General features: G+C 45.1%; 20 protein-coding genes. 8 read left to right on the top strand and 12 right to left on the bottom strand.

The features are described 5' to 3' along the window. Positions 1-25: 25 nt before the first annotated feature. Positions 26-232, top strand: a complete 207-nt coding sequence (gene rpoZ, locus A3GA_RS0103735; RefSeq protein ID WP_018026050.1) for a DNA-directed RNA polymerase subunit omega — start codon at positions 26-28, stop codon at positions 230-232. Between the two features lie 62 nt (positions 233-294). Continuing rightward, positions 295-2,601: a RelA/SpoT family protein gene (locus A3GA_RS0103730; RefSeq protein ID WP_018026049.1), complete on the top strand. Its 2,307-nt coding sequence runs from the start codon at positions 295-297 to the stop codon at positions 2,599-2,601. Between the two features lie 85 nt (positions 2,602-2,686). Here the strand turns inward: A3GA_RS0103730 and A3GA_RS0103725 are convergent, their stop codons facing one another. From A3GA_RS0103725 to A3GA_RS0103705, 5 genes are all read right to left on the bottom strand, one after another. After that, positions 2,687-4,624, bottom strand: a complete 1,938-nt coding sequence (locus tag A3GA_RS0103725; protein WP_018026048.1) for a SurA N-terminal domain-containing protein — start codon at positions 4,622-4,624, stop codon at positions 2,687-2,689. Between the two features lie 102 nt (positions 4,625-4,726). Next, positions 4,727-5,692, bottom strand: a complete 966-nt coding sequence (locus tag A3GA_RS11270) for an ABC transporter substrate-binding protein (protein ID WP_018026047.1) — start codon at positions 5,690-5,692, stop codon at positions 4,727-4,729. Between the two features lie 100 nt (positions 5,693-5,792). Further along, complete coding sequence (gene greB, locus A3GA_RS0103715; protein ID WP_018026046.1) at positions 5,793-6,347, bottom strand: transcription elongation factor GreB; 555 nt, start codon at positions 6,345-6,347, stop codon at positions 5,793-5,795. A gap of 13 nt (positions 6,348-6,360) precedes the next feature. After that, on the bottom strand, positions 6,361-7,203 hold the full coding sequence (locus A3GA_RS0103710) for a PHP domain-containing protein (protein WP_018026045.1): 843 nt from the start codon (positions 7,201-7,203) through the stop codon (positions 6,361-6,363). Between the two features lie 79 nt (positions 7,204-7,282). Beyond that, complete coding sequence (locus tag A3GA_RS0103705) at positions 7,283-9,772, bottom strand: DNA internalization-related competence protein ComEC/Rec2 (protein WP_018026044.1); 2,490 nt, start codon at positions 9,770-9,772, stop codon at positions 7,283-7,285. 153 nt (positions 9,773-9,925) lie between these two features. On the opposite strand from A3GA_RS0103705, the gene A3GA_RS0103700 reads away from it, so the two are divergent. Next, positions 9,926-10,588, top strand: a complete 663-nt coding sequence (locus tag A3GA_RS0103700) for a carbonic anhydrase (RefSeq protein WP_040614047.1) — start codon at positions 9,926-9,928, stop codon at positions 10,586-10,588. Positions 10,589-10,692: 104 nt separating this feature from the next. Beyond that, a complete protein-coding gene (phbB, locus tag A3GA_RS0103695; RefSeq protein WP_018026042.1) occupies positions 10,693-11,442 on the top strand; it encodes an acetoacetyl-CoA reductase in 750 nt (249 codons plus the stop codon). Positions 11,443-11,455: 13 nt separating this feature from the next. Here phbB and A3GA_RS0103690 read toward each other — a convergent pair whose 3' ends face one another. Genes A3GA_RS0103690 through A3GA_RS0103680 form a run of 3 tightly spaced genes read right to left on the bottom strand, consistent with a single transcriptional unit; the run spans position 11,456 to position 14,258 of the window. Further along, positions 11,456-12,262, bottom strand: a complete 807-nt coding sequence (locus tag A3GA_RS0103690) for a TatD family hydrolase (protein WP_018026041.1) — start codon at positions 12,260-12,262, stop codon at positions 11,456-11,458. 24 nt (positions 12,263-12,286) lie between these two features. Then, positions 12,287-12,985 (bottom strand): ABC transporter ATP-binding protein, encoded by a 699-nt coding sequence (locus tag A3GA_RS0103685; RefSeq protein ID WP_018026040.1) that lies wholly within the window; start codon positions 12,983-12,985, stop codon positions 12,287-12,289. Further along, positions 12,978-14,258 (bottom strand): lipoprotein-releasing ABC transporter permease subunit, encoded by a 1,281-nt coding sequence (locus A3GA_RS0103680; RefSeq protein ID WP_018026039.1) that lies wholly within the window; start codon positions 14,256-14,258, stop codon positions 12,978-12,980. The genes A3GA_RS0103685 and A3GA_RS0103680 overlap by 8 nt, the downstream gene beginning before the upstream one ends. Before the next feature lie 36 nt (positions 14,259-14,294). Here A3GA_RS0103680 and A3GA_RS0103675 point away from each other — a divergent pair, with 36 nt between their 5' ends. The 4 genes from A3GA_RS0103675 (at position 14,295) to lysS (ending at position 20,000) form a co-directional block, all read left to right on the top strand. Next, entirely contained in the window at positions 14,295-15,356 is a 1,062-nt protein-coding gene (locus A3GA_RS0103675) for a hypothetical protein (protein ID WP_244264041.1), read from the top strand. After that, positions 15,338-17,068, top strand: coding sequence for a single-stranded-DNA-specific exonuclease RecJ (gene recJ / locus A3GA_RS0103670; protein ID WP_018026037.1), 1,731 nt, complete (start codon positions 15,338-15,340; stop codon positions 17,066-17,068). The genes A3GA_RS0103675 and recJ overlap by 19 nt, the downstream gene beginning before the upstream one ends. Before the next feature lie 280 nt (positions 17,069-17,348). Further along, a protein-coding gene (gene prfB, locus A3GA_RS11265) for a peptide chain release factor 2 (RefSeq protein WP_102705923.1) occupies positions 17,349-18,453 on the top strand; the annotation gives its coding sequence in 2 pieces (ribosomal slippage) (positions 17,349-17,429 and positions 17,431-18,453; 1,104 coding nt in all). A 2-nt stretch (positions 18,454-18,455) separates the two neighbouring features. Further along, positions 18,456-20,000: a lysine--tRNA ligase gene (gene lysS / locus A3GA_RS0103655; protein WP_018026035.1), complete on the top strand. Its 1,545-nt coding sequence runs from the start codon at positions 18,456-18,458 to the stop codon at positions 19,998-20,000. A 760-nt stretch (positions 20,001-20,760) separates the two neighbouring features. Here the strand turns inward: lysS and A3GA_RS0103645 are convergent. From A3GA_RS0103645 to dnaG, 4 genes are all read right to left on the bottom strand, one after another. Continuing rightward, positions 20,761-21,522 (bottom strand): ABC transporter permease, encoded by a 762-nt coding sequence (locus A3GA_RS0103645; protein WP_018026033.1) that lies wholly within the window; start codon positions 21,520-21,522, stop codon positions 20,761-20,763. Between the two features lie 2 nt (positions 21,523-21,524). Continuing rightward, positions 21,525-22,505, bottom strand: coding sequence for an ABC transporter ATP-binding protein (locus A3GA_RS0103640; protein ID WP_040614045.1), 981 nt, complete (start codon positions 22,503-22,505; stop codon positions 21,525-21,527). A 92-nt stretch (positions 22,506-22,597) separates the two neighbouring features. Further along, positions 22,598-24,946, bottom strand: a complete 2,349-nt coding sequence (gene rpoD, locus A3GA_RS0103635; RefSeq protein WP_018026031.1) for an RNA polymerase sigma factor RpoD — start codon at positions 24,944-24,946, stop codon at positions 22,598-22,600. 65 nt (positions 24,947-25,011) lie between these two features. Beyond that, positions 25,012-26,901, bottom strand: coding sequence for a DNA primase (dnaG, locus tag A3GA_RS0103630; protein WP_018026030.1), 1,890 nt, complete (start codon positions 26,899-26,901; stop codon positions 25,012-25,014). Positions 26,902-26,915 lie beyond the last annotated feature (14 nt).

Here is a 26,915-nt window from a genome sequence, read left to right as displayed (position 1 = left end):
CCATTTTCATGAGAATTATTAACATATGGCTCGTATCACCGTTGAAGATAGTTTAGAAAAAATTAATAACCGCTTTGATTTAACCCTAGTAGCAACCTACCGTGCCCGTGAAATTGCACAAGGTCATGAACCGCGTGTCGATGTCAACCGTGACAAACCTACCGTGATTGCTTTGCGCGAAATTGCAGCAGGTAAAACTGGTTTAGAAATGCTTCGCAAAGTGCCGCTTTAATGCTTTATACTTAAAGTGGTGGCATTTGTACTGTGCGTAATGAATTGGAATAATACAAGCTTATGAGTAAAAAAGGCGCAAGCGATTTCTTAAGTCGTTTTAGACGTGGTTCAGCATCACGTGAGGACAAGGCTGTGCCTAAAGCAAAAAACCTTCAAGTTGCGGTACAAAACTACTTATTATTAAATAGCTACGCTAAAGCTAAGTCACAGGACAAGGATCCCGCAAAGGCTGGGATTCTTGATAATCTTTTACAAAAAATCAGTCTTTATCTATCCGATGAAGATATCGATACCGTTGTCCGTGCCTATCATTTTGCAGATAAAGCACATCTAGGACAAATGCGTGATAGCGGTCTTCCCTATATTACGCACCCGGTAGCTGTGTGCGAGATCTGCGCTGAGTGGAAGCTAGATATTAATGCTTTGGTGGCAGCATTATTGCACGACACCATTGAAGATCAAGACGTCACCAAACAGGAAATTGCTGAGGCCTTTAATAGCGACGTTGCTGAACTCGTTGACGGCCTCACCAAATTAGATAAAATCCGCTTTACATCAAAGGCCGAACAACAGGCTGAGAGTTTTAGAAAAATGCTCCTGGCCATGGCTAAGGATGTACGTGTTATTTTGGTCAAGCTAGCGGATAGATTGCACAATATGCGCACTCTAGGCGGCGTGACACCTGAAAAGGGGCGCCGTGTGGCACGTGAAACCCTAGAAATTTATGCCCCTATTGCTGATCGTCTTGGTCTCAATACCTTAGTACGTGAATTCCACAATCTTTGTCTGGCTGCGGCCCACCCTTTCCGCTATCAAGTGCTTGAAAAAGCGATGATGGCCGCCAAGGGTAATCGCCGTGAGGTGTTAACTAAAATCCTCGATACCGTGGTCTCTAGCTTAACAGCCCAAGGCATTGAGGCAGAGGTCAATGGTCGTGAAAAGTCACTCTACAGCGTGCATCGCAAAATGGTCGAGCAAAAGAAAAGTTTTGCGGAAGTCCTGGATTTGCATGGTTTTAGAGTGATTGTTAATACTCTGCCGGAGTGTTATTTAGCACTCGGTGTATTACACCAGCTCTATCGCCCGGTGCCGGGAAAGTTTAAAGACTATATTGCGATCCCTAAAATTAACGGCTACCAGTCATTGCATACAACCCTAATCGGTCCACATGGTAATGCCGTTGAATTTCAAATCCGTACCCGTGATATGCATAATATGGCTGAAAAAGGCTTGGTGTCGCATTGGATCTATAAATCCAAGGGAGCCAATCTTAACGATATTCAGCAGCAAACGCATCAATGGTTACAGTCGCTACTCGATATCCAACAACAAACGCATGACTCAGCGGAGTTCTTGGATTATGTTAAGGTAGATCTTTTCCCCGATGCGGTATTTGTGCTCACACCACGCGGCAAGATTATTTCATTACCGCGCGGTGCCACGCCAGTTGACTTTGCTTATGCTATTCACACCGATGTGGGTAATCACGTTGTTTCTGCCGAGATTGATGGTGAAGCAGTTGCCATCAATACACCATTGCACAGCGGCCAAACGGTAAATATCATCACGGCTGAGGACGCCACCCCTAAAACCTCATGGATGGAGTTTGTACGTACTGGACGAGCACGCGCAGAAATCCGTAATTTTTTACGTAAATCAAATTCTAATGACTCCATGCGCTTCGGCGAAAAGCTGTTACATCAAGCGATGGCTGAATTAGGCATTCGCGTTCCTGAAGATGAAGACCCGATTTGGTATCGCTTGGCAATTAATGCCGGTGCCAAGAGTATTGATGAAGTATTTTTAGATATTGGTCTGGGCACACGCCTAGCACAGGTGGTAGCACGGCGTTTCTTGATCGACAATCCACTGTTGGCGACCACGGCCGCCGTGCTAGATGAAATGTCAACCGCCTATCGTTCCACCATTTTAATCCAAGGCAAAGAAGGACAAGCAGTTCAATTAGCGCCTTGTTGTATGCCGATCCCCGGCGATCAGATCATGGCTGTATTACGACCTGGTTACGGTATTGTCGTACATACCAATGACTGTCCTACCGCTTTACGATCCAAAGAAAAAGAACCTGAGCGTTGGGTTAAGGTAGCCTGGGATGAGGATCCCTCTAAGCATTTATCGACGCGCTTAGAAATCACTTTGGACAATGAAAAAGGTGCCTTAGGTGCATTAATGATTAAAATTGCCGAGGCGGATTCAAATATTATTAATATCACCACCAAGGACGGTGGTATGAATATTTCTAAGGTTCATGCCACCATTCAAGTCGAGGATCGCGACCACTTAGCCAAAGTGATTCGTAAGCTACGTACCATTCGCGCAGTCCATCGAATCACTCGCATTAAAAACTAATATTGGCCCACAGGCAGTCACTAAAAAGGGGTTGTAACACAAAGCGTCACAACCCCTTTTTATTAGCTATGCACAGGCATCAGCATCATTCCATGCCCACATCGTTGATGACACGCTCACTTTCGTCAAATACTTTGACCTTCATATTATTTCTAAGCGTATATAGCATCTGTCTTTGCAGCTCCGTTTGTTGACCAATCAACAATAACTGTTCAATCTGTGCTTTCAAGCCATCGTCAGCTGCTTGGCTTTCTTGTACCGACTCAATTCTAGCCACCACATAGCCCTGAGGGATCCAGAAGGTGGTATAAGACGGTAAATTATCTACCGGCGCCGACATAATCGCATCTAATAAACTTTGTGGTAAATTGCCCATTAAGCGGCTAACCGTGATGGGCTCATCAAAATCTGTTAATGAGGTGCTTTGTCCAGAGCTTAGCTTAGCCATTGCTTCCTCTGCAGAGGCCTTTGCTTGAGCCAGACTTTTCTCCGTTTTAACCGCCGTCACCACCTCATTTTTAACCTTATCAAATTCGGGTACATAAGCTGGCGTGTGCTCACTTACTTTAAGCACCACCAATTCGGTGGGTGATAATTCCACTACCCCGGAGGTTGCGCCTTCCTCTAATAAGGCATGACTAAATAAGGTCTCACGCAGTTGCGGGTACTTAGTAAAAATAGCTGTGTCCTCAGTTTGCTCAGCACCAGCCACCATGCCTGCTTGGCCTACCCCTTTTACCGTATGAATGGGCAATTCTAAACGTGTAGAAATATCTTCTAAACTTTGATGCGCATCATTAGCCAATAACACTAACTCACTCGATAACTCAGCAAAGCGGTCGGAAGCCACTTGTAAGCGGACTTCATGAATTAAGTCATCGCGTACATCAGCAAAGGGTTTTGTCACTGCGGCTTCAATGCTATCAAGCTGAATAATATGCAAGGCATTATCAATACGCAACGGACCATAAATACCGGTTTCTGCGGGGTTAAAGGCCAACTCATCTAACTCCGGAATATCTCCCTTGGCGAGCATACCCAAACGACCGCCCGATTGCTTCGAACCAGCATCATCAGAGTATTGCTTCGCTAACTCAGCAAATTTTGCTGGCTCAGCATCTAATTGTTGCTTGAGCTCTGTCGCTTTTTGCTCAACCTCAGCCACTTGTTCAGGTGTTGCTGCGGCAGGTAGATTTAACTGAATATGATTAATGGAACGACGCTCCGGTGATGCGTAGCGTGCTTTATTAGACTCATAATACTGCTCTAATTCGGTCTCCGTCGGTTGAGGTACCGCCTTGACCGCCGCCGCTTCATTCAGAATAATATACTGTGCATCCACTGAGGCAGGAACTTTGAGCGACTCTTTATTGTGCTCATACCAGCTTTTTGCTTCAGCTTCTGTCGGCTCATTTTCTGCAAAATATGTTGAGGCCTCAAACAGTCTTAAACGTACCGAGCGCTCTTGTAATAAAGATGCGAGTACTGCCTTTTCCACCGCTACGGGCACCGATAATGCAGCAGTAACAGGCTCAGTCACCTGCTCCAAGGCCAAACTATAACGCACGCTATTTTGGTACATATTGGCATCAATACCGAGGCGTTGTAAAAAATCACTGTATTTTTGTACACTAAAACGACCCTCATCATGGAACTGAGGATCTGCAGCAATGGCTTGGCGCACCATATCGTCAGTCGCTGAGTAATGCTTAGCCAGCACTTGCTCATGCAGCACACGTGCATTAATCATTTGATCTAAAAAGGCGCGACGATTTTGCGGAACATCTACCTGACTGATATCGAACTGATTGCCACCTTGGATTCTAAGCTGATTTAGACGATCGCGCCATTCCATATTAAATAGCTCGCGGCTAATTTTTTGCTCTTTTACTTGGGCAAGTGTTGCATCATTACTTAGCATGCCTTGATAGTTTGCAACGCCTAAAAAAACAAAAGACGGTACCACAAGAATAATGATGAACACCAACATCCACTTCTGATGTTTACGAATAAAATCTAACATTCAATCTATATCCATGAATTGAGTAAATAATTAACCCATCATTTTAAGATGAAAAGCGGATTAATAAAGAAGAATGGCGGCTCGTCATTAAAATAATGCGCTTTAGTCTCCTTGCATCGCTTGACTGGTCGTAGTGATAAGTTGGTGCAAGTTATCAAGACCACCTCGCATCAAATACCACCTAGCCGGGTCAAGATAAAGTACCCGCTTATGCACTACCGCATCCATATTGCCTAACACAGGATGCGCTTGAATGATGGCATCCGCTTGCAGTTTTCCAGTACGCATTTGTTGGCGATCCATCACAAGCAACCAATCAGGATTTGCCTCGGCGATGGCTTGTAGTTGTTGCTGATGACGTCGGTAAGCATTATCAGCTGCCCCTTGCTTACGCTTCTTTGGTGAATGAGCTTGGTGAGCTTTGGCTTGAGCAGCTGGCTCAGGCTTAGCAGTCGGCACGACGCTAAGTCCTAGTACCTCAAAGGCATAAGCCATCACATCGCCGGCTCCTTGACTGATGATTTTTCTATCATTAAAGACCATTAATAAGGCTGCAGTCCGCCCCTGATTGAGTTGATGTAGCTTAGTTAAATCCTCCTCAATTGCTGCCAACTTAGGCTCTACCTCCGCTTCTTTTGAAAAAGCTTTCGCTAGATGTAAATGATGCGATTTAAAATCACTTAAAAACTGCCCTGGCGCCGTTGACAAATAGGCAGCCGGTGCGACTTGATTCAGCTTGCTTAACTTATCCTGAGTGCGGCGACTGGCAAAAATCAAATCAGGCTTAAGACTATTCAAAGCATCATAATCAGGCTCAAACAAGCTACCAACGCTAGGCATTTCCCCATATTTTTGAAATGGCTCACGCTGACGCACATCGGGCATACCAGCCACTGGTATTTGCAGATAATGTAAACTGTCAAGTACCGCCAAATCATAACTCACGATGATTTGAGGGGGTGCGGCAAGCTTTACGATACCCTCACTGTGCTTTAATTCAAACGCCGATAAGCGAGTGGGTAGACTAAACAAAAAAGACACGAACAGTACTTTTGCTAACTTAGTCATTGACACTCCTCAATATAACTTAAGTATGATGAAATAATACAATATTGAGAATCATTATCAACTATCTATCATCAAGAATCAATGCACATAGCGCAAAACCTTAGTGTTCTGGGTAGCTAACCTCAAGGATTTCCAGTTCTTGCATGCCATTAGGGGTTTTAACAAACACCACATCCCCCTCTTTTGCTTTCATTAAGGCACGTGCAACCGGTGATATCCAACTGATTTTTCCGGCTAATGGCTCTGCTTCATCTATCCCGACAATGGTCACCTTGAAAGCCTCATCGTCTTGGTTGATATAGTCGACCGTGGCACCAAAAAACACTTGATCACGATTTGTTTGTAGATGCGTATCCACAACTTCAATACTTTCAATGCGTTTAGTTAGAAAACGGATGCGTCGATCGATTTCACGCAAGCGCTTTTTACCATAGATATAGTCACCATTTTCCGAACGGTCGCCATTTGAGGCGGCCCAAGAAACGGTATTGACCACAGCGGGACGCTCATTATTGAGCAAATCCGCTAATTCCTCACGCATTTTATTGTAGCCCTCACGCGTGATATAGTTTTTAACGCCCTGCGGAATTGATGCATCCGCAGTCATTAAGTCATCCTCAAGCTCGCTATCTTCTTTTACAAACGCCTTACTCATTATTCAATCCAAATTAATACTGGCGGTACCCCAGATGATGCCAAATGGGTGTTAAGCCACTTGGTAAGGGCGGTAAATGACCTAAATCTAAACGCCCCTCCTTAGGCCCATGGAAATCCGATCCGGCAGAAGCAAAAAAGCCGTATTGTCTGCAAACATCAGCATATTGATAATACTGATCTGGTGTGTGTGAGCCGGTAACAACCTCAACACCCTCTCCGCCTAAGGCCTTAAAAGTACGCCATAACTCTACAAACTGACTGCGACTATACTTATAACGTCCCGGGTGCGCAATCACCGCAACCCCACCAGCCGCCTTCACCCAAGACACGGCTTCGGGTAATGAGGCCCAGGCTGTTCGTACATTGGCTGGCCCATCATCACTCAGATAACGATCAAACACCTCCTGCATGCTTTTACAATGCCCTGCCTGTACTAAATAACGGGCAAAATGAGAACGGCTGATTAAGTCTGGGTTGTCAGCCAAGGCTAAAGCACCTTGGTAGGTGTTTGGAATACCTAAGGCATCGAATTTTTCAGCAATTTTAAATGAGCGACTATTACGATCCTCACGAATCGCCGCTAAACCCTCATTTAGGGTCTGATTTTCAGGATCAAAGGCTAAGCCCACCATATGTAAGGTACGATCCTGCCACGTCACTGAAATCTCGATCCCCGTGACATAATCCATGCCTAAGGCCTGGGCCGCTTGTTGTGCTTCTGCTTGACCTGCTACTTCATCATGATCAGTGAGACTCCACAAACGTACACCATTATGGTAGGCACGCTCAGCTACTGCGGCAGGTGCTAAAACACCATCTGAAATGGTAGAGTGGCAATGCAAATCCACTGGCATAAAATGATTATTGTTCAATGAGCTATCCTATAAATTTTAGCGTTGATCTAACAACTTAAGCTTGTTCTATTATAGTCCTTTAATGCCAATAACGCTTTCGTTGCTCTTTTTCTGCTTGATGCAATAGACCCAAGGCACGTGACTGCACCCGGATGGCGCCGCTATCAATGGTGCTGTAAAAAAGACTCCCTGCTTGCTGCCATTGACGGACCACTTGCGGATCAGGGTGATGATAGCGGTTATAATGCCCCGCTTGAGCAATCGCTATCGTCGCTTGGCTATGCTCTACAAAAGCCTTAGAGGAAGAGGTTTTTGAACCATGATGAGCAACCACCATCACATCCACCGGTGGCAAACGCTGTGCCACCAGCAGTTTATTTTCCACGCTGCTATCAATATCACCAGTAAGCAACAACTTATGGTAGCGCCCCTCAACTAATAACACACAGCTCTCTGCATTGGCACTTTTTGCGCTAAGCGGTAAGATATCCAGGGGCTCTGGCCAAATAAAGCTAAAACGCACCCCATCGTGCTCGAACTGCTGCCCAGCATAACAAGCCTCTGCCCTAAGTGCGGAATTTAATGGACTATAGTCCTTAGCAAATACCTGTTCCTCCTGATTAAGCCACTGATCCACTCGAAAAGAGGCAAACACATGCCCGACTGACACTTGACTAATCAATTCAGAAAAACCACCCACATGATCCAGGTCACTATGCGAGACCACAACATAATCCAGATGTTTAATACCCAAAGCTCTTAAGACCGGTATCGTAATGCGATTAGAAGCCTCATGCTCATAGGAGGTACGAGGTCCTAAATCAAATAACCAATGCTTATTTTCGGTACTGATTAAAACTGCACTACCCTGACCGATATCCAACACATGGGCTTGCCATTCACCTGCCTTTAAAAGCTCCTTAGTACTACCGCTGCCACTAACAATCGGCACAAAGGACAACATCGCAAGCACAGTCCATTTAGATAAACCTACCTTAAGTAACAGCAAGAACGCCATCGAGGCAAACACCACAGCTGCTTTTGAAAGCATTGACACATCCAATAAGGCATAAGGCCAGGCCGCCAGTTTGGCACTGAGTGTCAGCGTTAAGTACAATAAAAAATGCACGGCATCAGCAAGCGCTTGGTTAATAAAGGCTAAGGCATCAAATTGTGAGGTAAAGGCTAGCAGTAAACTTGCGGGCGTGATTACAGTACCAATGATAAAAATGGCGTAGGCATTGGCTATCGGTGAAATCAATGAAATTTGATTAAACAGCAAAGCTAATAAGGGAGTTAAGCCGACAAACACCGCAAGCTGCGCCCGCAGCCATGAGCGTATAGCGAACTGTAATCGTTGCTTGAGATTCTGCCCTTTAGCCACTTCTTTGAGAAGAGTAACTAGCAGCAACATAGCCGCAAAGGAAAGCCAAAAGCCAACACTCATCAATGCCCACGGATCAAGTACTAATATGAATAAGGCCGCTAGGCTAAGCACCATTTGAATAGACCATTGCAAAGCAAATAGCCAATTTACAAAAAAAATCAACAGCATAAAAAAGCTACGCTGTGCTGGCACACCCCAGCCCGCTACTTGACAGTATAAAAAAGCAACAAAGAGAGCAACGATAGCCGCTAAACGCTGTGCTGCCACACGCTCAGCCAACAGTTTTGTAGCCAAGGAGCAACGGCGTAACAACATTAGGCTGAGCAAAGCGGCTAAGGAACTAAGCATCGTAATATGGGTGCCGCTGATTGAAACCAAATGGGTTAATCCAGCCCGATTAAATAGGCGCCAATCCTCTTGCGAAATCGCTGCTTGATCACCCATCACCAAAGCGATCATAACGGCGCCATAGCGCTTATCAGCTAAGTAACGATTCATTGTCTTACGTAACTCATGACGCCAGCGCGCTACTTCTATAGACCAACGCCAATCCCCTTGCTCAGCCAGACGTTTGCCTTGCCCCTTAATCGTACCAATCGCACGCTGATTATTCGCAAAGCGATAACTCAGCATATCCCCTTGCCCTGGATTAAAGGCCGCATAAGGTTTTCTTAATAACACCGCAAATTCCCAGATCTCACCCGGTTTAATTTCAGGCATGGGCTCTTGCAGTGGTGGTCTTTGCTGATAAGGTCCACTAAAAGCGCCAAAGGACCAACGCAAATACACCTGCTTAGGAATCCCGCTTGCTGGCCTAGAGCTCAGAACGCGCGCCGCAAACTGTAAATAGCTATCACCGTAGTTCACTAGATCACTGACTTCTACTACCAATTTAGATACTTGATTATCATGCTGGGGCGCCAGTGCATCAGCTAGTCTAGTTTCTGCACGCCACGTGGCATAAGTAAAACTCATTAAAAACAGCAACAAACAGCTCATAAGCAACACTAAGGGCTGCCGTAATTCAGCACGCCAAGTACTAAAAAAAGTAATATACAAGCCACTCACTAAACAAAGGCCAAAGGCCCACAATAAGTTAGTAAGTGCCACCAAACTTGGTAATTGCTGCACTACCACAAAACCACTGAGCGCCGACAAGATCATTAAAAACCAAATTACCATCTTTCCAAACCCTGTCATCCATAAGCTTAGGCTACTGCAACAGCAATTACATAGTTCACCAGCGGCTAAATTTGTCCATTCAAAGCGGCTTTTTTAAAGAGAAATGTGTGCTGCAGTGTAAAATATAAGGGTATTAACTTAATCTTTTTAACTATGTTTCCCCAACGATTAATTAACGGTTATAACGACTTCCTTAACGGGCGCATGGAAAAGGAGCGCCATCTCTATAAGCAACTTGGTGAACAGGGACAGGTCCCTGAAATTATGGTCATCAGCTGTGGTGACTCACGCGTAGCACCGGAGATTATTTTCGGCGCTGGACCGGGTGAACTCTTTGTCATTCGTAATATTGCTAATTTAGTGCCCTCAGTCGAGAGCGGTCACTCTAATGCCGACACCCAACATGGCACCTCCGCGGCAGTCGAATACGCAACTAATGCACTGCGTGTACGTCATATTGTGGTTTTAGGTCACGCTAACTGTGGCGGTGTGCGCGCCTATGCGAATAAAATCGCCCCGCTTTCAAAAAGTGATTTTATCGGTAAATGGATGTCGCAAATCAAAGGTGTGGTGGATAAAATTGGCCCACGTCCCGAAGCTGAAGAAGATGAGGCTTCTTGGATTCGTCAAATTGAATTAGGTGTGGTTGAGCATAGTCTTAATAATCTAATGACCTTCCCAACGGTTAAGGAGCGTGTAGAAAGCGGTGATTTATTTCTACACGGGGCCTACTTTGGTATCGCCTCCGGTATGTTGTACTATAGAAACCCAAAAAGCGGCGAATTTCTCCCCTGTTTATCCTTTGACGAAGCATAAATTTCGAACTCTTTTGTTGCGTTGCAACATTATTTTCATAATAACTTGTTATTATTTAGATAAGTATTAACACGTTATTTATTAACCTTTTTAGGAGAAGTGTTTTGACTAGTGAAACAAAAAGAACAGCTTTGGTTACCGGTGGTATTGGCGGTTTAGGTACTGCTATTGCTCGTTCACTTGCCGATCGCGGTCATCAAGTACTAGTTGCTTACTATGTATCCGACAATCCCACTGAGTGGCTCGCCAAGCAAAAAGAAGACGGCTATGATTTTAAAGCCTATGCTGTTGACGTTGCCGATTTTGAATCTTGTCAGCAAATGGTTGAAAAAATTCATGCGGATGGTTTCAAAATTGATATCTTGGTTAATAACGCCGGTATCACCAAGGATCGTTCATTCCGCAAAATGTCTTATGAAGACTGGGAAGCCGTATTACGTACTAACTTAGACTCAGTATTTAACGTTACTAAGCAAGTCATTGATGATATGCTTGAATCCAAGTGGGGTCGTATTGTGACCATTTCTTCGGTCAATGGTAGCAAGGGTCAGTTTGGTCAAGCTAACTACTCTTCTGCTAAATCCGGTATGTATGGCTTTAGCAAAACCTTAGCCTTAGAGTTTGCGGCTAAAGGCATTACCGTTAACACGGTATCACCAGGTTATATCATGACTGAGATGGTCGCTCAAATGCCTCAAGAGATTGTGAATGAGCAAATCATCCCACAAATCCCGATGCGTCGTTTAGGTAAGCCTGAGGAGATCGGTGAATTAGTCGCCTATATCTGCTCTGAAAGTGCAGGCTTTATGACCGGTGCCAATATCGCTATCAACGGCGGTTTACACATGTACTAATCCAGCACTTGTGTTAAATCAATAGCGCTTTGATTTTGGGGAAAGTGTTTAAGACATTTTCCCCTGTTTGTTGATGTATCTCTGCTAAACTCTGCCCTCTAAGCACAGCAAAGGCTTCGGCAATCCCCTTGACCTGAGCAGGTGTATTACGGGCTGTGTGCGACCCCAACCACGCAGGCGCAATATCCGGAGAATCGGTCTCCAGGGCATAATGACTCAAATCATAACGTGTGGCGTGAGCGCGTATTTGTTTGGCACGTTCAAAAGTCATGGCGCCACCAATGCCAAGTAAATAACCTAATTCAATCAGCTGATTAGCTTGCTGCTCACTCCCGTTAAAGGCATGCGCAATGCCTCGTAAATCATCATAACGACGCAAATACTTCAAAATGATATCCTGTGAACGGCGCACATGCAGTATCACGGGCAAATCATAACGTCGAGCTAACTTTAATTGTTCATTATAAAAATATTCTTGCTTTTGACGCGGCTCACCCTCAGCAATGTCCTTGATAAAAAAATCCAGTCCTATCTCACCGATACCAACAAAACGTGGATCTGACATGGATTCCTTTACCGCATCTGCCAAAAAGTCTAAATCCTCCTCATCACTTTGCTGCACACACATCGGGTGAATACCCAAGGTATAAAAACCACCCTCGAATTGCTGCGCCACTTGTCGTACCACAGCAAAATTTGCCCGCATCACTGCTGGGATAATAATAGCTTTGACACCAGCAGACTGTGCAGCTTGAATCACATCCTCACGGTCAGAGTCAAACAAAGCATCATCTAAATGGCAGTGGCTATCGATCAACATAGGCATCAGAATTTAATATAACTCTTATCTAGCGGCTGATAGCACCCCACGCTCCATCAGGAGTTGACGGTCGGCTAAATCAGCTAATTTTTGATCGTGGGTCACAATAATAAAAGCAGTATTAAAATCTTGGCGAATCTGCACCAACAAATCAAACATATTGGCCGCTGTGCGACTGTCAAGATTGCCAGTGGGTTCATCTGCCAATAAACATAAAGGCTGCGTCACTAAAGCACGTGCTAGGGCAACACGCTGCCTTTCACCACCAGATAATTGACCTGGGTTATGCAATATACGCTCTGCTAGGCCCACCTTTTCAAGCACCACAGCCGCCTGCTCGCGTGCTTCTGAGCGCTGCATCCGGCGTACGATTAAGGGCATGGCGACATTATCCAAGGCTGAGAACTCGGGCAATAAATGATGGAACTGATAGACAAAGCCTAATTTACGATTGCGGATAAGACTACGCTCATGCTCCGATAAATTATGACTACTTTGGCCGTCAATCAATACCTCACCAGAGCTTGGTTTATCCAATAAGCCAAGAATATGCAATAAGGTACTTTTACCTGAACCAGATGCGCCAACAATGGCTAGCATCTCGCCCAAAGCCACTGAGATATTAACACCACTAAGTATTTGCAACTCTTCCCTACCATCATGGTAGACCTTGGTCACATCCTTGGCGATAATCACGGCTTGATTAGCTGCGGAATTAATCATGACGTAGCACCTCCGCTGGTTGTAAACGTGAAGCTCGAATACTTGGGTACAGTGTAGCCAATAACGACAGTACCAAAGACACCACAGCCACCACTAAAATATCATGAGGCACCGGCTCAGACGGTAATTGGGTAATAAAGTAAATGCTCGGATCCAAAAATTGCACACCGAACAGCCCTTCAATCGCCGGAATAATCACATCAATATGATAGGCAATCAAGCAACCCAACACGACACCTAAGAAGGTGCCGATAATACCGATTAAAGACCCCTGCACCAAAAAGATTTTTGCGATAGAAAAAGGACTCACACCCAAAGTACGTAAAATCGCAATATCCGACTGCTTATCTTTAACCGCCATCACTAAAGATGACAGTAAATTAAAGGCAGCCACCGCCACAATTAAGGTTAAAATCAAAAACATCATACGCTTCTCAGTTTTAACCGCTGCAAACCAAGTGCGATTATCCTGCGTCCAATCTCTGACGACCAAACCAGCCGGCATAGAAACTAACAGCTCATCGGCCACCGTTTGTGCCTGGAGCATATCCTTAATGCGCAAACGGGCGCCGGCTAAGCCCTTGTCCCTAAATAAAATCGCTGCATCATCCACGCTGATAAAGGCCATGGAGGAGTCGTACTCATAATGATCCGATGAGAAAATGCCGGATACGGTAAATTGGCGCATTCTAGGGGCAAAACCCGATGGGTTAATTGAGCCTTGAGGCGACATTAACAGCACCGTGTCCCCCACATAAGCACCCAACATATTAGCCAAATAACGACCGAGCACAATATTAAAAGAGCCTTTTTCTAAGCTTGACAACTCACCGGCAATCATTTGCTTAGGCAAATCAGAGACCTGATGCTCATTGAGCGGATCAATACCGCGGATTTCTACCCCACGTAAGGTATCGCCTCGGCTCAGCATACCGCTCGACGAAACAAAGGCCGAGGCACCGATAACATGGGGGTTTTGCTGTGCAATAGCAGCAATTTCTTGCCATTTTTCTAAGCCTGTCACCGCATCCACATCTGCTTGAAAGACCTGTATATGGGGAATAACTGATAACATACGATCTCGGACTTGCACTTGGAAGCCATTCATCACCGACATCACGACGATGAGCGCGGCCACACCCAAAGCAATACCGGCCATGGAACTACCGGCCACAAATGACACAAAGCCGTCACGACGCTTACCGCGCCCGCGCGAACGAGTTAAACCGGCATAACGACTACCGATCCATAATTCATATGGTGTTTTGAACACTTTAAACCTTTCTACTGCGTTAACTATTACAATTATATGATGGAAATTATTATTACCGGTGCACTACCACCAAAGCGCATCGCAACTGCGCTTATCAAAGAAATCCCTCAAGACTCGGCCTTTATTAAGCGCTTACAGCAGCATCAGCCGACTCGCTATCAACTTGATAGTGATCTGATTGGCTGCACCCCAGCGGAATACTATCAGGTGCAACAGCAGGATTTTAACCCCATTGCCGGTCAACGCTATGCGGATGCGTTGCCAAGTTTGGATTATCAGACGCAACGCATTGATGACTATCACGGCATTTACACGCTAGCCCTCTGTAATATACACATAGACTTCCAAAGTACACGCTTGTTCCCAAGTCATGAGCTACAGATAACTAAAGAGCAAAGCTTAGCATTATTTGAAGCGGTCAAATATCTATTTGCTGAGAAAAAAATTAAATTAATTGCAATTCATGCCGATCATTGGGTCATTTCCCTGCCCCAATCCTTTGCCGGCAGTATTGCCACACCAAATCTATTATCGTATAAAGAATTACACGATTATTGGCCTAAAGACGACAAAAATCAGTCCTTACGCCAATTGCTAAACGAAGTGCAAATGCTTTGGCATGAGCATGAGGTCAATCAGCAGCGCAAGGCTCAAGGACTGAAAGAAATTAACAGCCCGTGGCTATACGGCGGTGTACATCCTAAGCAAATTCAGGCGACTCCCTTATCTCCCTATGCCGTGATTACTACCTTAGAGCAAGCCTATCGCAATGAGAATTGGGGCCAATGGCTTGATCTGTTGCCGCAACTTGAAGCGGATATTAACACGGTCCAAAGTGCCCAATACCATCACGCCCGTGCCGCAGCCAAGGCCAAGGCTGATAACCCATTTAATAGTTTAAAACCAGGGCAGGATGAAGCGGATAGCCACGCGGCAATTATTTATCGAGGACCCGTTACTGCGGTTCCCAAAAGCAGCCGGTTTTTATTGGCCGGCTACGATCAGTTAATCAAGCTTCAACCATTGAGCCTCTGGCAACGCACAGTCAATACCTTTAAACAATCAAATCATTGGAAATCATGGTGGCATCAGTCATAATTAAAGAGCGTCAAAGCTCAACAGCACATAGTCAAGCACTTGAGGCGAGCGGCCTACACCCCCTACTCGCCCGTTTATATGCAGCGCGCGGTGTACAATCCGCAAGCCAAACCGACTACCGTTGGAATCAATTAATCCATCCCCAGCAACTGAGCCAAAACCAAAAAGCGGCACAGTTGATTGCTGATGCCATTGAACAAAATAAGCGCCTCTTGATTGTCGCTGATTACGATTGTGACGGTGCCACTGCCTGCGCAGTAGCAATCTGTGGGCTTAAAGCTATGGGCGCTACTGTCGACTTCATGGTACCCAATCGCTTTGAGACGGGTTATGGTCTATCACGTGAAGTCATTGATCTGATTTTGGCACGTTACGATGAGCTACCTGACATGATTATTACCGTGGACAATGGCATTGCCAGTGTCGATGGAGTGAATTATGCCCAAGCACAAGGCATTGATGTGATTGTGACGGATCACCACCTACCCGGGGATGAATTGCCCGCTGCCTTAGCCATTGTTAATCCTAACCAAGCGGATTGCCATTTTCCATCAAAAAACCTGGCCGGCGTGGGGGTGATGTACTACTTACTCATGGCGTTGCGGGCCGAATTAAAGCAGCGTGGTCATTTTGATGCAACTAATCAGCCCCGTTTAGACAGCTTAGCGGATTTAGTGGCACTCGGTACAGTGGCTGACGTGGTCAAGCTAGATGCAAATAATCGTATTCTAGTAAGCCAAGGTCTTGAACGCATGCGCAGAGGACTGATGCGCCCCGGCATACGAGCCCTGTTTGAGGTATCTGGTACCAGTTATCATCAAGCCAGTGCCAGTGATTTAGGCTTTAGAATCGGTCCTCGAATTAATGCCGCTGGACGTCTAGCCGATATGAGCATTGGTATTCGTTGCTTAATCACCGAAGATGAAGCAGAAGCGATGCAACTAGCTCAGGCACTCGATAAAATCAACCAAGAGCGTCGCCATATCGAACAGGAAATGAATGAGCAGGCCTTGGAATCATTAGCCCAAGAAGAGGAGCAAAATGCTACCCCCTTAGCCTCCATTGCTGTTTATAAGGAGGATTGGCATCAGGGTGTGGTTGGCATCGTTGCCTCACGCCTTAAAGAAAAGTTTTGGCGCCCGGTAATCGCCTTTGCACCAGCCGATAATGGTGAGCTGCGTGGCTCTGGACGCTCTATTCCAGAGATACACCTAAGAGATGTATTAGATTTGGTTTCTAAACGTCATCCTGAGATGATTTTAAAATTTGGTGGTCATGCCATGGCAGCCGGTTTAAGTATTCGCCAAGAAGACTTTGAGGCTTTTAAGCTCGCCTTACACGAAGCCATTATCACGATGAGCGGTAAAAGCAGCTTTGCCTCTGTGATTGAAACCGATGGTCCGCTTGCTACTGAACATGCGAGCAGCCGAGTGGCCACTTTACTAGATCAACAAGTATGGGGTGCCGGTTTTCCGCCGCCCTGCTTTAATGATGTATTTATCGTGCGTTCCCAACGCATCCTCAAAGATAAGCATTTAAAGCTACGACTGGAAAAAGATCAGGTGCTATATGACGCCATTTGGTTTAATCATACAGAACTACTACCAGAGATGGCACGTGTGGTTTATGAGCTGAAAGCAAATGAATGGAATGGGCAAGTCAATGTACAATTGCTGATACAACATGCAGAAGCTTACACAGCGGTTCAGTGATTAGTTTTTGTGCCTATCGATCTTGATTCAAATGGATATGAATACCTTGACTAAAGCATTACTGCTAGGACTGCTAAGTACGCTCCTTGCTTGCGCTCACCCAAATCCTCGCGGCGCAATTGATGAGATGGTAGGTACAGTAGGTGGCGCTTATAGAAACATCTCTAACCCACCAAGTCCTTAGCATTTAAACGTTTCTACTTTGCCCAAAAAGCTGCTAAACCCTGTAAAATATAGGGTTTAGAAGAGATAATATATTTTACACTTAAAGGAATAATCCATGGAAGCCGAAAAGCAAAATAGTTTGGCTGCTGAAATTGATGATTTAATCGAACGAGAAGCCGGTTTACGGGGGTATCTTTGACTACGAGGGTAAGTGGCAACGCTTACAAGTGGTTAATTTAGAGCTTGAAAATCCCGAACTTTGGAATGAGCCAGAAAAAGCTCAAGCTATCAGCAAGGAGAAAAAGAGCCTAGATGATGTTGTGTTAGTACTAGACAAGCTTAAAGTCAATTTGCAGGATAGCCAAGAGTTACTTGATTTGATTATTGATGAAAATGATGAGGAAGCCTTTGCTGCCCTTGAAAAAAGCGTGGCTGGCTACGCCAAAATCATTGAAGATTTTGAGTTCAGAAGGATGTTCTCTAATCCCGCTGATCCCTTAAACTGTTTTTTAGACATTCAGGCCGGTGCCGGCGGTACCGAAGCCCAGGATTGGGCATCGATGCTATTAAGACAGTATTTGCGCTATTGTGAGCATAAGGATTTTAAAGCCGAGGTACTCGAAGAGTCCGATGGTGACGTGGCCGGTATTAAATCCGCCACACTCAAAATTGAGGGTGACTATGCTTACGGTTTTTTAAGAACTGAAACCGGGGTTCATCGTTTGGTACGTAAAAGCCCTTTTGATTCGGCTCAGGGCAGACATACATCTTTTGCCAGCATTTATGTTTATCCGGAAATTGACGACTCAATTGAAGTTGAAATTAACCCTGCCGACTTACGTATCGACACCTTTCGTGCCAGCGGGGCTGGTGGCCAGCACGTGAACCGTACCGACTCAGCTGTGCGTATTACGCACAACCCTACAGGTATTGTGGTGCAGTGCCAAAACGACCGTTCTCAACATCGTAATAAAGCCGAAGCCATGTCCATGTTGCGCTCTAAGCTTTATGAGTATGAAATGCGTAAGCGTCAAAGTGAACTACAAGCTGTCGAAGATGCTAAAAGTGATGTGGGTTGGGGTAATCAGATTCGTTCTTACGTACTGGATCAAAGTCGCATCAAGGACTTGCGCACTGGAGTTGAAGTTTCAAATACACAAAAGGTGCTGGATGGGGATTTAGACCCCTTTATTGAGGCCAGCTTAAAACAAGGAATTTAAATATGTCAGAACAAGAAAATAGCACAGCCACTGCTGAAGGCCAACTTGATGAGAACCGTTTAATTGCCGAACGTCGTCAAAAGTTAGCCGAGTTACGTCAGCAGGGACAAGCCTACCCTAATGATTTCGTACCCGCAGACCATGCTGCTAATTTACACGCTAAATATGATGATTTAGAAAAAGAAGTGCTTGACCCCCAAGCTAATCCAGCTAAGGTTGCCGGCCGTATGATGCTAAAGCGCGTTATGGGTAAAGCGAGCTTTGCAACCCTCCAAGATAGTAGCGGTCGCATCCAGATTTACTTAGATAAAAAAGCCATTGGCGAGGAGGCCTACGAGGCCTTTAAGCACATGGATATTGGTGATATTTTAGCGGTTGAAGGACGTGTGTTTAAAACTAATCGCGGTGAATTATCCATTCATGCTAATCGCTTGCGTCTGATTTCAAAGTCCTTGCGCCCACTACCAGATAAATTCCACGGTTTGTCCGATCAAGAAATTCGTTATCGTCAGCGCTATGTCGATCTGATTATGAACGAGCAAACACGTCAGACTTTCCGCACCCGCAGTAAAGCGCTCAATAACCTACGTCAGATCATGGCGGAGCATCACTTTATGGAAGTGGAAACGCCAATGCTACACCCGATTCCTGGGGGCGCTGCGGCCAAACCCTTTATTACCCACCACAATGCCTTAGACATGGATATGTACTTACGCATTGCACCAGAGCTTTATTTAAAGCGTCTGATCGTGGGTGGCTTTGAACGTGTGTTTGAACTTAATCGTAACTTCCGTAATGAGGGGGTCAGCCCGCGCCATAATCCGGAATTTACCATGATGGAGTTCTATGCTGCTTACCGTGATTATCGCTGGGTGATGGATTTTACCGAATTTGTGATTCGCGAGGTCGCGCAACGCACCCTAGGCACGCAAGAACTAAGCTATCAAGGTCAAGCACTGGATTTATCCAAGCCATTTGAGCGGCTAACTATTATCCAAGCCATTTTAAAGCATGCGCCAGAATACACTGAAACCCAATTACAAGACGTCGACTTTGTACGCAATGAATTAAGAAAGTTCTTAGGCTCAGAAGTGGATGGCCCGGTATTAAGTCGTGCTGGCTTAGGTGCTTTACAGTTGGCGCTTTTTGAAGAAACGGCAGAGAGTAAACTATGGCACCCTACCTTTATCATTGACTACCCGGCTGAGGTATCCCCACTATCACGTGCTTCGGATGATAATCCTGACATTACTGAGCGTTTTGAGCTCTTTATTACAGGTCGTGAAATCGCCAATGGTTTCTCGGAGTTAAACGACCCTGAAGATCAAGCACAACGCTTCCTAGCACAGGTTGAAGCAAAAGATGCGGGTGATGAAGAAGCCATGTTCTACGATGCTGATTATATTCGTGCCTTAGAATATGGTATGGCACCCACCGGTGGTTGTGGTATCGGGATTGACCGCTTAATTATGCTTTTAAGCGATAGCGCCAGCATCCGTGATGTACTCTTCTTCCCACATCTACGTAAAGTGGAAGATAATAAGTAGCTTGTCATTTTGACTAAAACGCAAAGCCGATAGACAGACTAAGTACTGCTATCGGCTTTTTTTTTGATTTTAAAAAACGATAAATCAAATAGATACTTAGCGCAAGTACGCTGACATTAATAATGGAACCGCTCAAGAAATACAAGTCGTAAAGCGTCTCTTGACCGCAATATTTTTGAGTTATTTGGCAAATTCTGAGCAACAAATGAATAAACCACTCCGGATAAACGGGAAAGTATGCTTCATACCTAAGCCAAAAAAACATATGTATCAGCACAGCCAAGAAAAAAACGATCAATTGTAAAAAAATCACCCCGATTTTTTTCATGAGACAAGCACAAGAAAACGTATTTTTAACAAAAAAGCGATATCAGAAAAATCCAATATCGCTCATTACTTTGACTTCCTCCCCTCCCTAAAGTGAGGGGATTCCTACAACTAGACGGTCAAGCCCGACCGCAAATCTTAGAGGTGGCTACCGCCTTGCAATTCACACCTTGCATCTAAGATTCTTATTTCAAACTAACCCTACCGTTAAGATTGTCTGTTGACACGAGCTAGTTTGAGAGTGTGTGTGGAATACCATCTACCAGCCAAAACACTGCGTACTCGCAATTTATACTTGTCTTAGCTGTTTTTTGTAGATGGTTTGATTTAATAGCTGATTGATTGTAGCAACTTTGTCGCCTTATATCCACCCCTTGAAGTGGGTGGTTTTACGGTGACTGATGATAAACTCATTGACCACCGCCTACCATGACTACGGTCTTAGTCTATACCCGGTTTTGAAAATAATAGCGATTAATACGCTACACGCACATAATACAGCGAGAATAATCCCAAAACTCAAGATATGATTAACATCAGATACCCCATAGAAGCTCCAACGGAAACCACTAATTAAATAAACCACCGGATTGAATAAGGCAATCGTTTTCCAATTACCAGGGAGCATGTCAATTGAATAAAAGGCGCCGCCTAAGAAAGTTAAGGGTGTCAATACCATTAAAGGAATGACTTGGAGCTTCTCAAAACTATCCGCCCAGAGACCGATGATAAATCCGAACATACTAAAGCTAATCACTGTCAGTAGTAAAAAGATCACCATCCAGACTGGGTGCTGAATACTATAATCCACAAAAAGACGAGCAGTGACTAAAATCAAAATAGCCAAAATAATACTTTTTGTGGCTGCAGCGCCGACATAGCCGAGCATAATTTCCATTGCATTAATCGGTGCTGATAATACCTCATAAATCGCCCCATTCCAACGCGGCATATAAATCCCAAAAGAGGCATTGCTGACACTTTGGCCTAGCAAAGACATCATTAATAAGCCCGGTACAATAAAAGCGCCATAGCTGACATCTGAGATATCACCGATTCTAGAGCCCATCGCTGCACCAAAAACGATAAAGTATAATGAAGTCGTTATCACCGGTGAAAAAATACTTTGCCAAAAAGTACGTAAAGCACGCGCCATTTCAAAACGATAAATCGCTTTAATTGCAAAAAAATTCATCCCTACTCCTTAAGCGCTTTCGCTGCGCCCTCTTGATTCTCCAGCAAAGAAACAAAAATCTCTTCTAAACTGCTTTTCTGCGAGATCAAATCCAGAATTTCTATATCATTGGCCGATAATAAGCTGAGTAGCTCTGATAAACTAGCACCGTCTTGATTAGCCACGTCACCATCTTGATGATAGGTATACAGCAGGCTTTGTCCATTATCCACCAATTCCAAGGCAGCCTCCTGCAACGCTTTGGGCAACTCGGTAAGTGGCTCTTTTAGCTTGATGCGCAGTGTTTTTTTCCCAAACTGTTGCATCAGCCTCTCCTTTTCTTCGACCAGCATAATTTCACCCGCATTAATCACCGCAATTCGGTCCGCCATATCTTCGGCCTCTTCAATATAATGCGTGGTCAAAATCACAGTTAATGCCTCGTCTTGGGAAAGACGACGTATCATACGCCATAAATCATGGCGTAACTCCACATCGACGCCAGCCGTTGGTTCATCCAAAAATAAAACCTCCGGCTCATGAATTAAAGCCTTAGCAATTAACACGCGACGCTTCATACCACCCGAGAGGCTGAGAATTTTATTGTGACGCTTGTCCCACAACGATAAATCCTTCAGCAACTGTTCCTCAAATGCGGGATTAGGCGCTAAGCCAAATAAACCTCGACTAAAACGCACCGTGTTTAACACGGTTTCAAAAGACTCTGTCAGCAGTTCCTGGGGCACTAATCCAATTTTTTGACGTAATTGGCGCTGATGTTGCATGGTATTTAATCCATTCATTACCACCGCACCCGAACTCGCCTTGACCAAGCCAGTGATAATACCGATAAGCGTGGTTTTACCTGCACCGTTCGGACCTAAAAGGGCTAGAATTTCGCCCCGATGGATATCTAAATTCACTTCTTTTAATGCGGTAAAGCCATTATCGTAGGATTTACTGATGCCCTTGATTGACATCACAATCTCATTTTCATTTTGCATGTTGTGCTCGGTAATACATAGATACAGTAAAAAAGCCGAGTCATGAGGGGGCTCACTCTCGGCTTTAAGATCAGATGAATAACAAAAAATCACTAGTTAGAGTTGTCGCTATCTAGGAAGCTTTTTAACTTATCTGCACGACTTGGATGGCGCAATTTACGCAAGGCCTTTGCCTCAATCTGACGAATACGTTCACGTGTTACATCAAACTGCTTACCCACCTCTTCTAGTGTTTGATCAGAGCTTAGACCAATACCAAAGCGCATACGGAGTACCTTACCCTCGCGTTCAGTTAAGGAGTTCAGAACCTCATCAAATACCTCCTGCATGGATTTATAAGTAGAGGCCTCCTCCGGCGACATGGTGGTTGTGTCTTCAATAAAATCACCTAAATGTGAATCATCGTCATCACCTATTGGTGTTTCCATAGAAATAGGTTCTTTGGCAATTTTAAGAATCTTGCGAACTCTATCCTCGGTAATATCCATTTTCTGGGCAATTGTTGCTGGATCAGGTTCCGCACCAGTTTCTTGGAGAATTTGACGTGTAATACGGTTCATCTTATTGATTGTCTCAATCATATGCACCGGAATCCGAATTGTCCGCGCCTGATCCGCAATGGAACGAGTGATCGCTTGACGAATCCACCAAGTAGCATAGGTTGAGAACTTATAACCGCGACGATACTCAAACTTATCAACCGCTTTCATCAAACCGATATTACCCTCTTGGATCAGATCCAGGAATTGCAAGCCACGGTTCGTGTACTTTTTAGCAATCGAAATCACCAGACGCAAGTTTGCCTGAATCATCTCGCTCTTGGCCTTTTTGGCTTTATTCTCACCATTAACCATACGACGATTGATCTCTTTTAGCTCTTGCACTGACATCATCATCTCGTCTTCGATCTCGAGAATCTTTTTCTGATCATCTTGAATATCAGGAATGGCACGTTCTAAAACCTCTGCGTAGGGTGGCTTTTTAGCAAGTACCTGATGGACCCAATCAAGATTCGTCTCATTACCATGGAAAGTAGAGATAAAATCAGAACGTGGCATCTTCACACGGTCCACTACCGTAGCTAAAATCGAACGCTCTAAGGCCCGCACACTCTCCATTTTATGACGTAGCAAGTCACATAAGGACTCCGTCATTTTTGCGGTAAAGCGTATACCGACCAACTCATCAAGCATTTTAGCCTGCTCCTCCAAATATACTTTGGAGCGAATATTGCCGGCATCAACCTCGGCCTGCATTTTTTTATAGCATTGCTCAATAATATCGAACTTTTCTAAGGTTTGAAGCTCAAGATTTTCGATTTGCTTAGAGCTCATCGCACCGGTTTGCGCCTCTTCACCCTCGGCGGTGACACCAGAACCTGCGTAATCCTCACCCTCTTCATTAATTAAGCCATCAACAAAGTCATCAATGGCAGCTTCACCCTCACGTACCTTGGTGATGCTATTGAGAATTTCTTCAATGGTTGCAGGGAAGGTTGCAATGGCCATCACCATGTGTTTTAAACCATCTTCGATACGCTTAGCGATTTCAATCTCGCCCTCACGATCTAAGAGATTAATTTGACCCATTTCACGCATGTACATGCGCACCGGATCCGTAGTACGACCGAAATCTGAATCTACCGTAGTTAATGCAACCTCAGCCTCATCCTCAACATCGTCATCATCGCTGATAGGATTGGCATCGCTCAGTAATAAATCCTCAGCACTAGGCGCTTGGTCGTAGACCTTAATCCCCATCTCGTCGAAGGTGCCGATAATGCTATCCATCGCATCGGTATCTACCAGATCGTCTGACATGGTGTCATTAATATCACTAAAGGTCAGGTAACCCCGATCCTTACCAAGCTTAATCAACTGTCTAAGGCGGCTACGACGCTCCTCCAACATTTCAGGAGAGGCATTACGTGAACTGCCGCCAGCGCCACGGCCGGAACGACTCTTACGTCCTGCCTTGGCAGCACGGCTCTTAGTAGATGTCGCCGCAACCTCGTCTAAGTCCTCATCTACGTCAACGATTTCATCGGCATCATCATACTCATCGTAATCACCATCGGCATCGAAATCATCCGATAATTCACCATCGAAATCATCATCGAAATCATCACTGGTAGCTGGAGCCGCTTTAATTTCAGGGACGGTTTTAGCAGCCGCTTTATTTGCTAGTGCTTTCTTAGCAACCGCTTTTTTGGCGGCAACCTTTTTTGCTGCCGCTTTCTTTGCAGTGGCTTTTTTGGCCGTTGCTTTTTTAGCTGCTGCTTTTTTAGCGGTAGTTTTTTTTGCCGCTTTTTTTGCAACGGCGCCGCTTACATCCTCAGTTGACGCTGTCGTAGTTTTGATAGTCTCATCAATAGACTCGGATGCTTTTGATGCTGCTTTTTTGGCAGCCACTTTTTTTGTAGTGCTAGTTTTATTAACCATTTAATAAGTACCCTGTCAACATAAGTTTCGGCGGTAAAATAACTAAATATTGTAGCATGAACTGCTTAAGACTTTAGAAAATTAAAACGCGCTAGCACCGCCATATAACGCCGCCGTTCACTTTCTGTTTCCATCCCTGAGCTTATTAATGTATTTATCTCAGCTTGTAAAATATCCAGTTCAAGCTTTTTAAGTGCATCGTTCCACTCCGCCTCAGGATTTGGGAGTGCCTCAATGCTTGAGCTATCTTTGCCTAATGAGAGTAAGAGCTGATGAAGCGGGCTTCCATGTTCTGCTTGCTGTATCAGAGAACCAATATGACGTGCCCCACTACGAAAAGCAAAGCTGATAAACTCAACGACAACTTCCATATGGGGATGTTGACGCAAAATTTCAAGCTGTCGCTCCCCGATCTTATCCAAAAGGCTCGGATGATTCGCTAATAGGCTCAATAGCTGGCGCGCTAAAGGCATCGGCTGACGGATAGCATCAGCTTTGGGTCGAGCACGTTGGTAAGTGGGGGTGGCACGATAGCTGCTAGTCTTCCTTGTTTGAGTAGCATGCTCCGACAACGGCGCAGTCGGCGCAACACGCTCGGGCAGCGGCTCACTAGCGCTAGATGATGCCATTGAGTGCGCACTAGTTGTACTATTTTTACCCGCTTGATAACGCTGTAAGACCACGCTAAACTCATCGGCAGTAAAACGCACTAAGCGTGCCAATTCATTTTCAATTTGGGTGCGAATCGTGGAAGTCGGTATTTGATCCACTAAACTAATCGCTGCATTAAGACAAGCCGCCCTGCCCTCTGCCTCATTTAGATTGTAATCCGCTGCCAGTGTCTCTAAAAGAAAGGCTGACAAAGGCTGAGCCTCACTCACCTTTTCTTCAAACTTCTTTAAGCCATAGGCTTGCACAAAGGAGTCGGGATCATGCTCTTTCGGTAAAAACAAAAAACGTAAAGCAATATCATCGCGCAATAAAGGCAAAGAAGTCGTTAAGGCACGCCATGCCGCTCGTTGCCCGGCAGCATCGCCGTCAAAGCAAAAAACAATGCGATTCGTTGCTTTGACTAATTTATTAATATGATCGGCCGTGGTTGCGGTGCCAAGCGTGGCCACCGCATAGTCAATACCATAGCGAGCCAAGGACACCACATCCATATAGCCCTCCACCACTAGCACGGTGGCAGCTTTACGAATACCTTGTCGGTTTTCCCATAAACCGTAGAGCTCGCTACCCTTATGGAATAGCTCAGTCTCAGGCGAGTTAAGGTATTTAGGTTGCCCTTTGCCAATGACACGACCTCCGAAACCGATGATACGACCCCGTTGATTGTAGATTGGAAAGGTAATGCGCTCACGAAAGCGATCATAACGCAAGCCTTGCTCGTTTTGAATAACAATACCTGCGTCAATTAAGAGCTCATCAGCATAGTCTTCAAAAACATGTCGCAGATTCTGACGCTCGCTGCCGCTCCAACCTAATCCAAAGCGCTGAGCAACTTCAGGCGTTAAGCCGCGCTGCATCAGATAATCCTGCGCAGGACGATATTGACTTAATTGATGATGATAAAAGTTTTGTGCCTTATCTAAGGCCTCATGCAATAGGTCATAGCGTGTTTTACGTGCTTTAAAACGAGCTCGCGCCTCAGGGCTATAATTCGGTTGAGGCACCACCATACCGACCGAGTCCGCCAAATGCCGTACGGCATCGGGGAAACTCAGGCCCACATGATCCATGACAAAACGAATAGCAGTACCGTGAGCACCACAACCAAAGCAGTGATAAAACTGCTTCGTAGGGCTCACGGTAAATGAAGGTGTTTTTTCTTGATGAAAGGGGCAAAGTCCCTGGAGATTTTGGCCGCCTTTTTTTAGTTGAACATACTTGCCGACAACATCAACAATATCAACTCGTGCAAGTAGCTCCTGTATAAAGTCTTCAGGAATCAACTCAGAATAATATA

This window comes from Oligella urethralis DSM 7531 (genome assembly GCF_000372065.1).
Lineage (GTDB): Bacteria > Pseudomonadota > Gammaproteobacteria > Burkholderiales > Burkholderiaceae_B > Oligella > Oligella urethralis.
This window is presented reverse-complemented; position numbering and strand designations above follow the sequence as displayed.

Coding starts and splice junctions, on each gene's coding strand:
- rpoZ (WP_018026050.1), top strand. CDS start 26: ATGGCTCGTATCACCGTTGAAGATAGTTTAGAAAAAATTAATAACCGC.
- A3GA_RS0103730 (WP_018026049.1), top strand. CDS start 295: ATGAGTAAAAAAGGCGCAAGCGATTTCTTAAGTCGTTTTAGACGTGGT.
- A3GA_RS0103725 (WP_018026048.1), bottom strand. CDS start 4,624: ATGTTAGATTTTATTCGTAAACATCAGAAGTGGATGTTGGTGTTCATC.
- A3GA_RS11270 (WP_018026047.1), bottom strand. CDS start 5,692: ATGACTAAGTTAGCAAAAGTACTGTTCGTGTCTTTTTTGTTTAGTCTA.
- greB (WP_018026046.1), bottom strand. CDS start 6,347: ATGAGTAAGGCGTTTGTAAAAGAAGATAGCGAGCTTGAGGATGACTTA.
- A3GA_RS0103710 (WP_018026045.1), bottom strand. CDS start 7,203: ATGCCAGTGGATTTGCATTGCCACTCTACCATTTCAGATGGTGTTTTA.
- A3GA_RS0103705 (WP_018026044.1), bottom strand. CDS start 9,772: ATGGTAATTTGGTTTTTAATGATCTTGTCGGCGCTCAGTGGTTTTGTG.
- A3GA_RS0103700 (WP_040614047.1), top strand. CDS start 9,926: ATGTTTCCCCAACGATTAATTAACGGTTATAACGACTTCCTTAACGGG.
- A3GA_RS0103690 (WP_018026041.1), bottom strand. CDS start 12,262: ATGTTGATCGATAGCCACTGCCATTTAGATGATGCTTTGTTTGACTCT.
- A3GA_RS0103685 (WP_018026040.1), bottom strand. CDS start 12,985: ATGATTAATTCCGCAGCTAATCAAGCCGTGATTATCGCCAAGGATGTG.
- A3GA_RS0103675 (WP_244264041.1), top strand. CDS start 14,295: ATGATGGAAATTATTATTACCGGTGCACTACCACCAAAGCGCATCGCA.
- recJ (WP_018026037.1), top strand. CDS start 15,338: ATGGTGGCATCAGTCATAATTAAAGAGCGTCAAAGCTCAACAGCACAT.
- lysS (WP_018026035.1), top strand. CDS start 18,456: ATGTCAGAACAAGAAAATAGCACAGCCACTGCTGAAGGCCAACTTGAT.
- A3GA_RS0103645 (WP_018026033.1), bottom strand. CDS start 21,522: ATGAATTTTTTTGCAATTAAAGCGATTTATCGTTTTGAAATGGCGCGT.
- A3GA_RS0103640 (WP_040614045.1), bottom strand. CDS start 22,505: ATGCAAAATGAAAATGAGATTGTGATGTCAATCAAGGGCATCAGTAAA.
- rpoD (WP_018026031.1), bottom strand. CDS start 24,946: ATGGTTAATAAAACTAGCACTACAAAAAAAGTGGCTGCCAAAAAAGCA.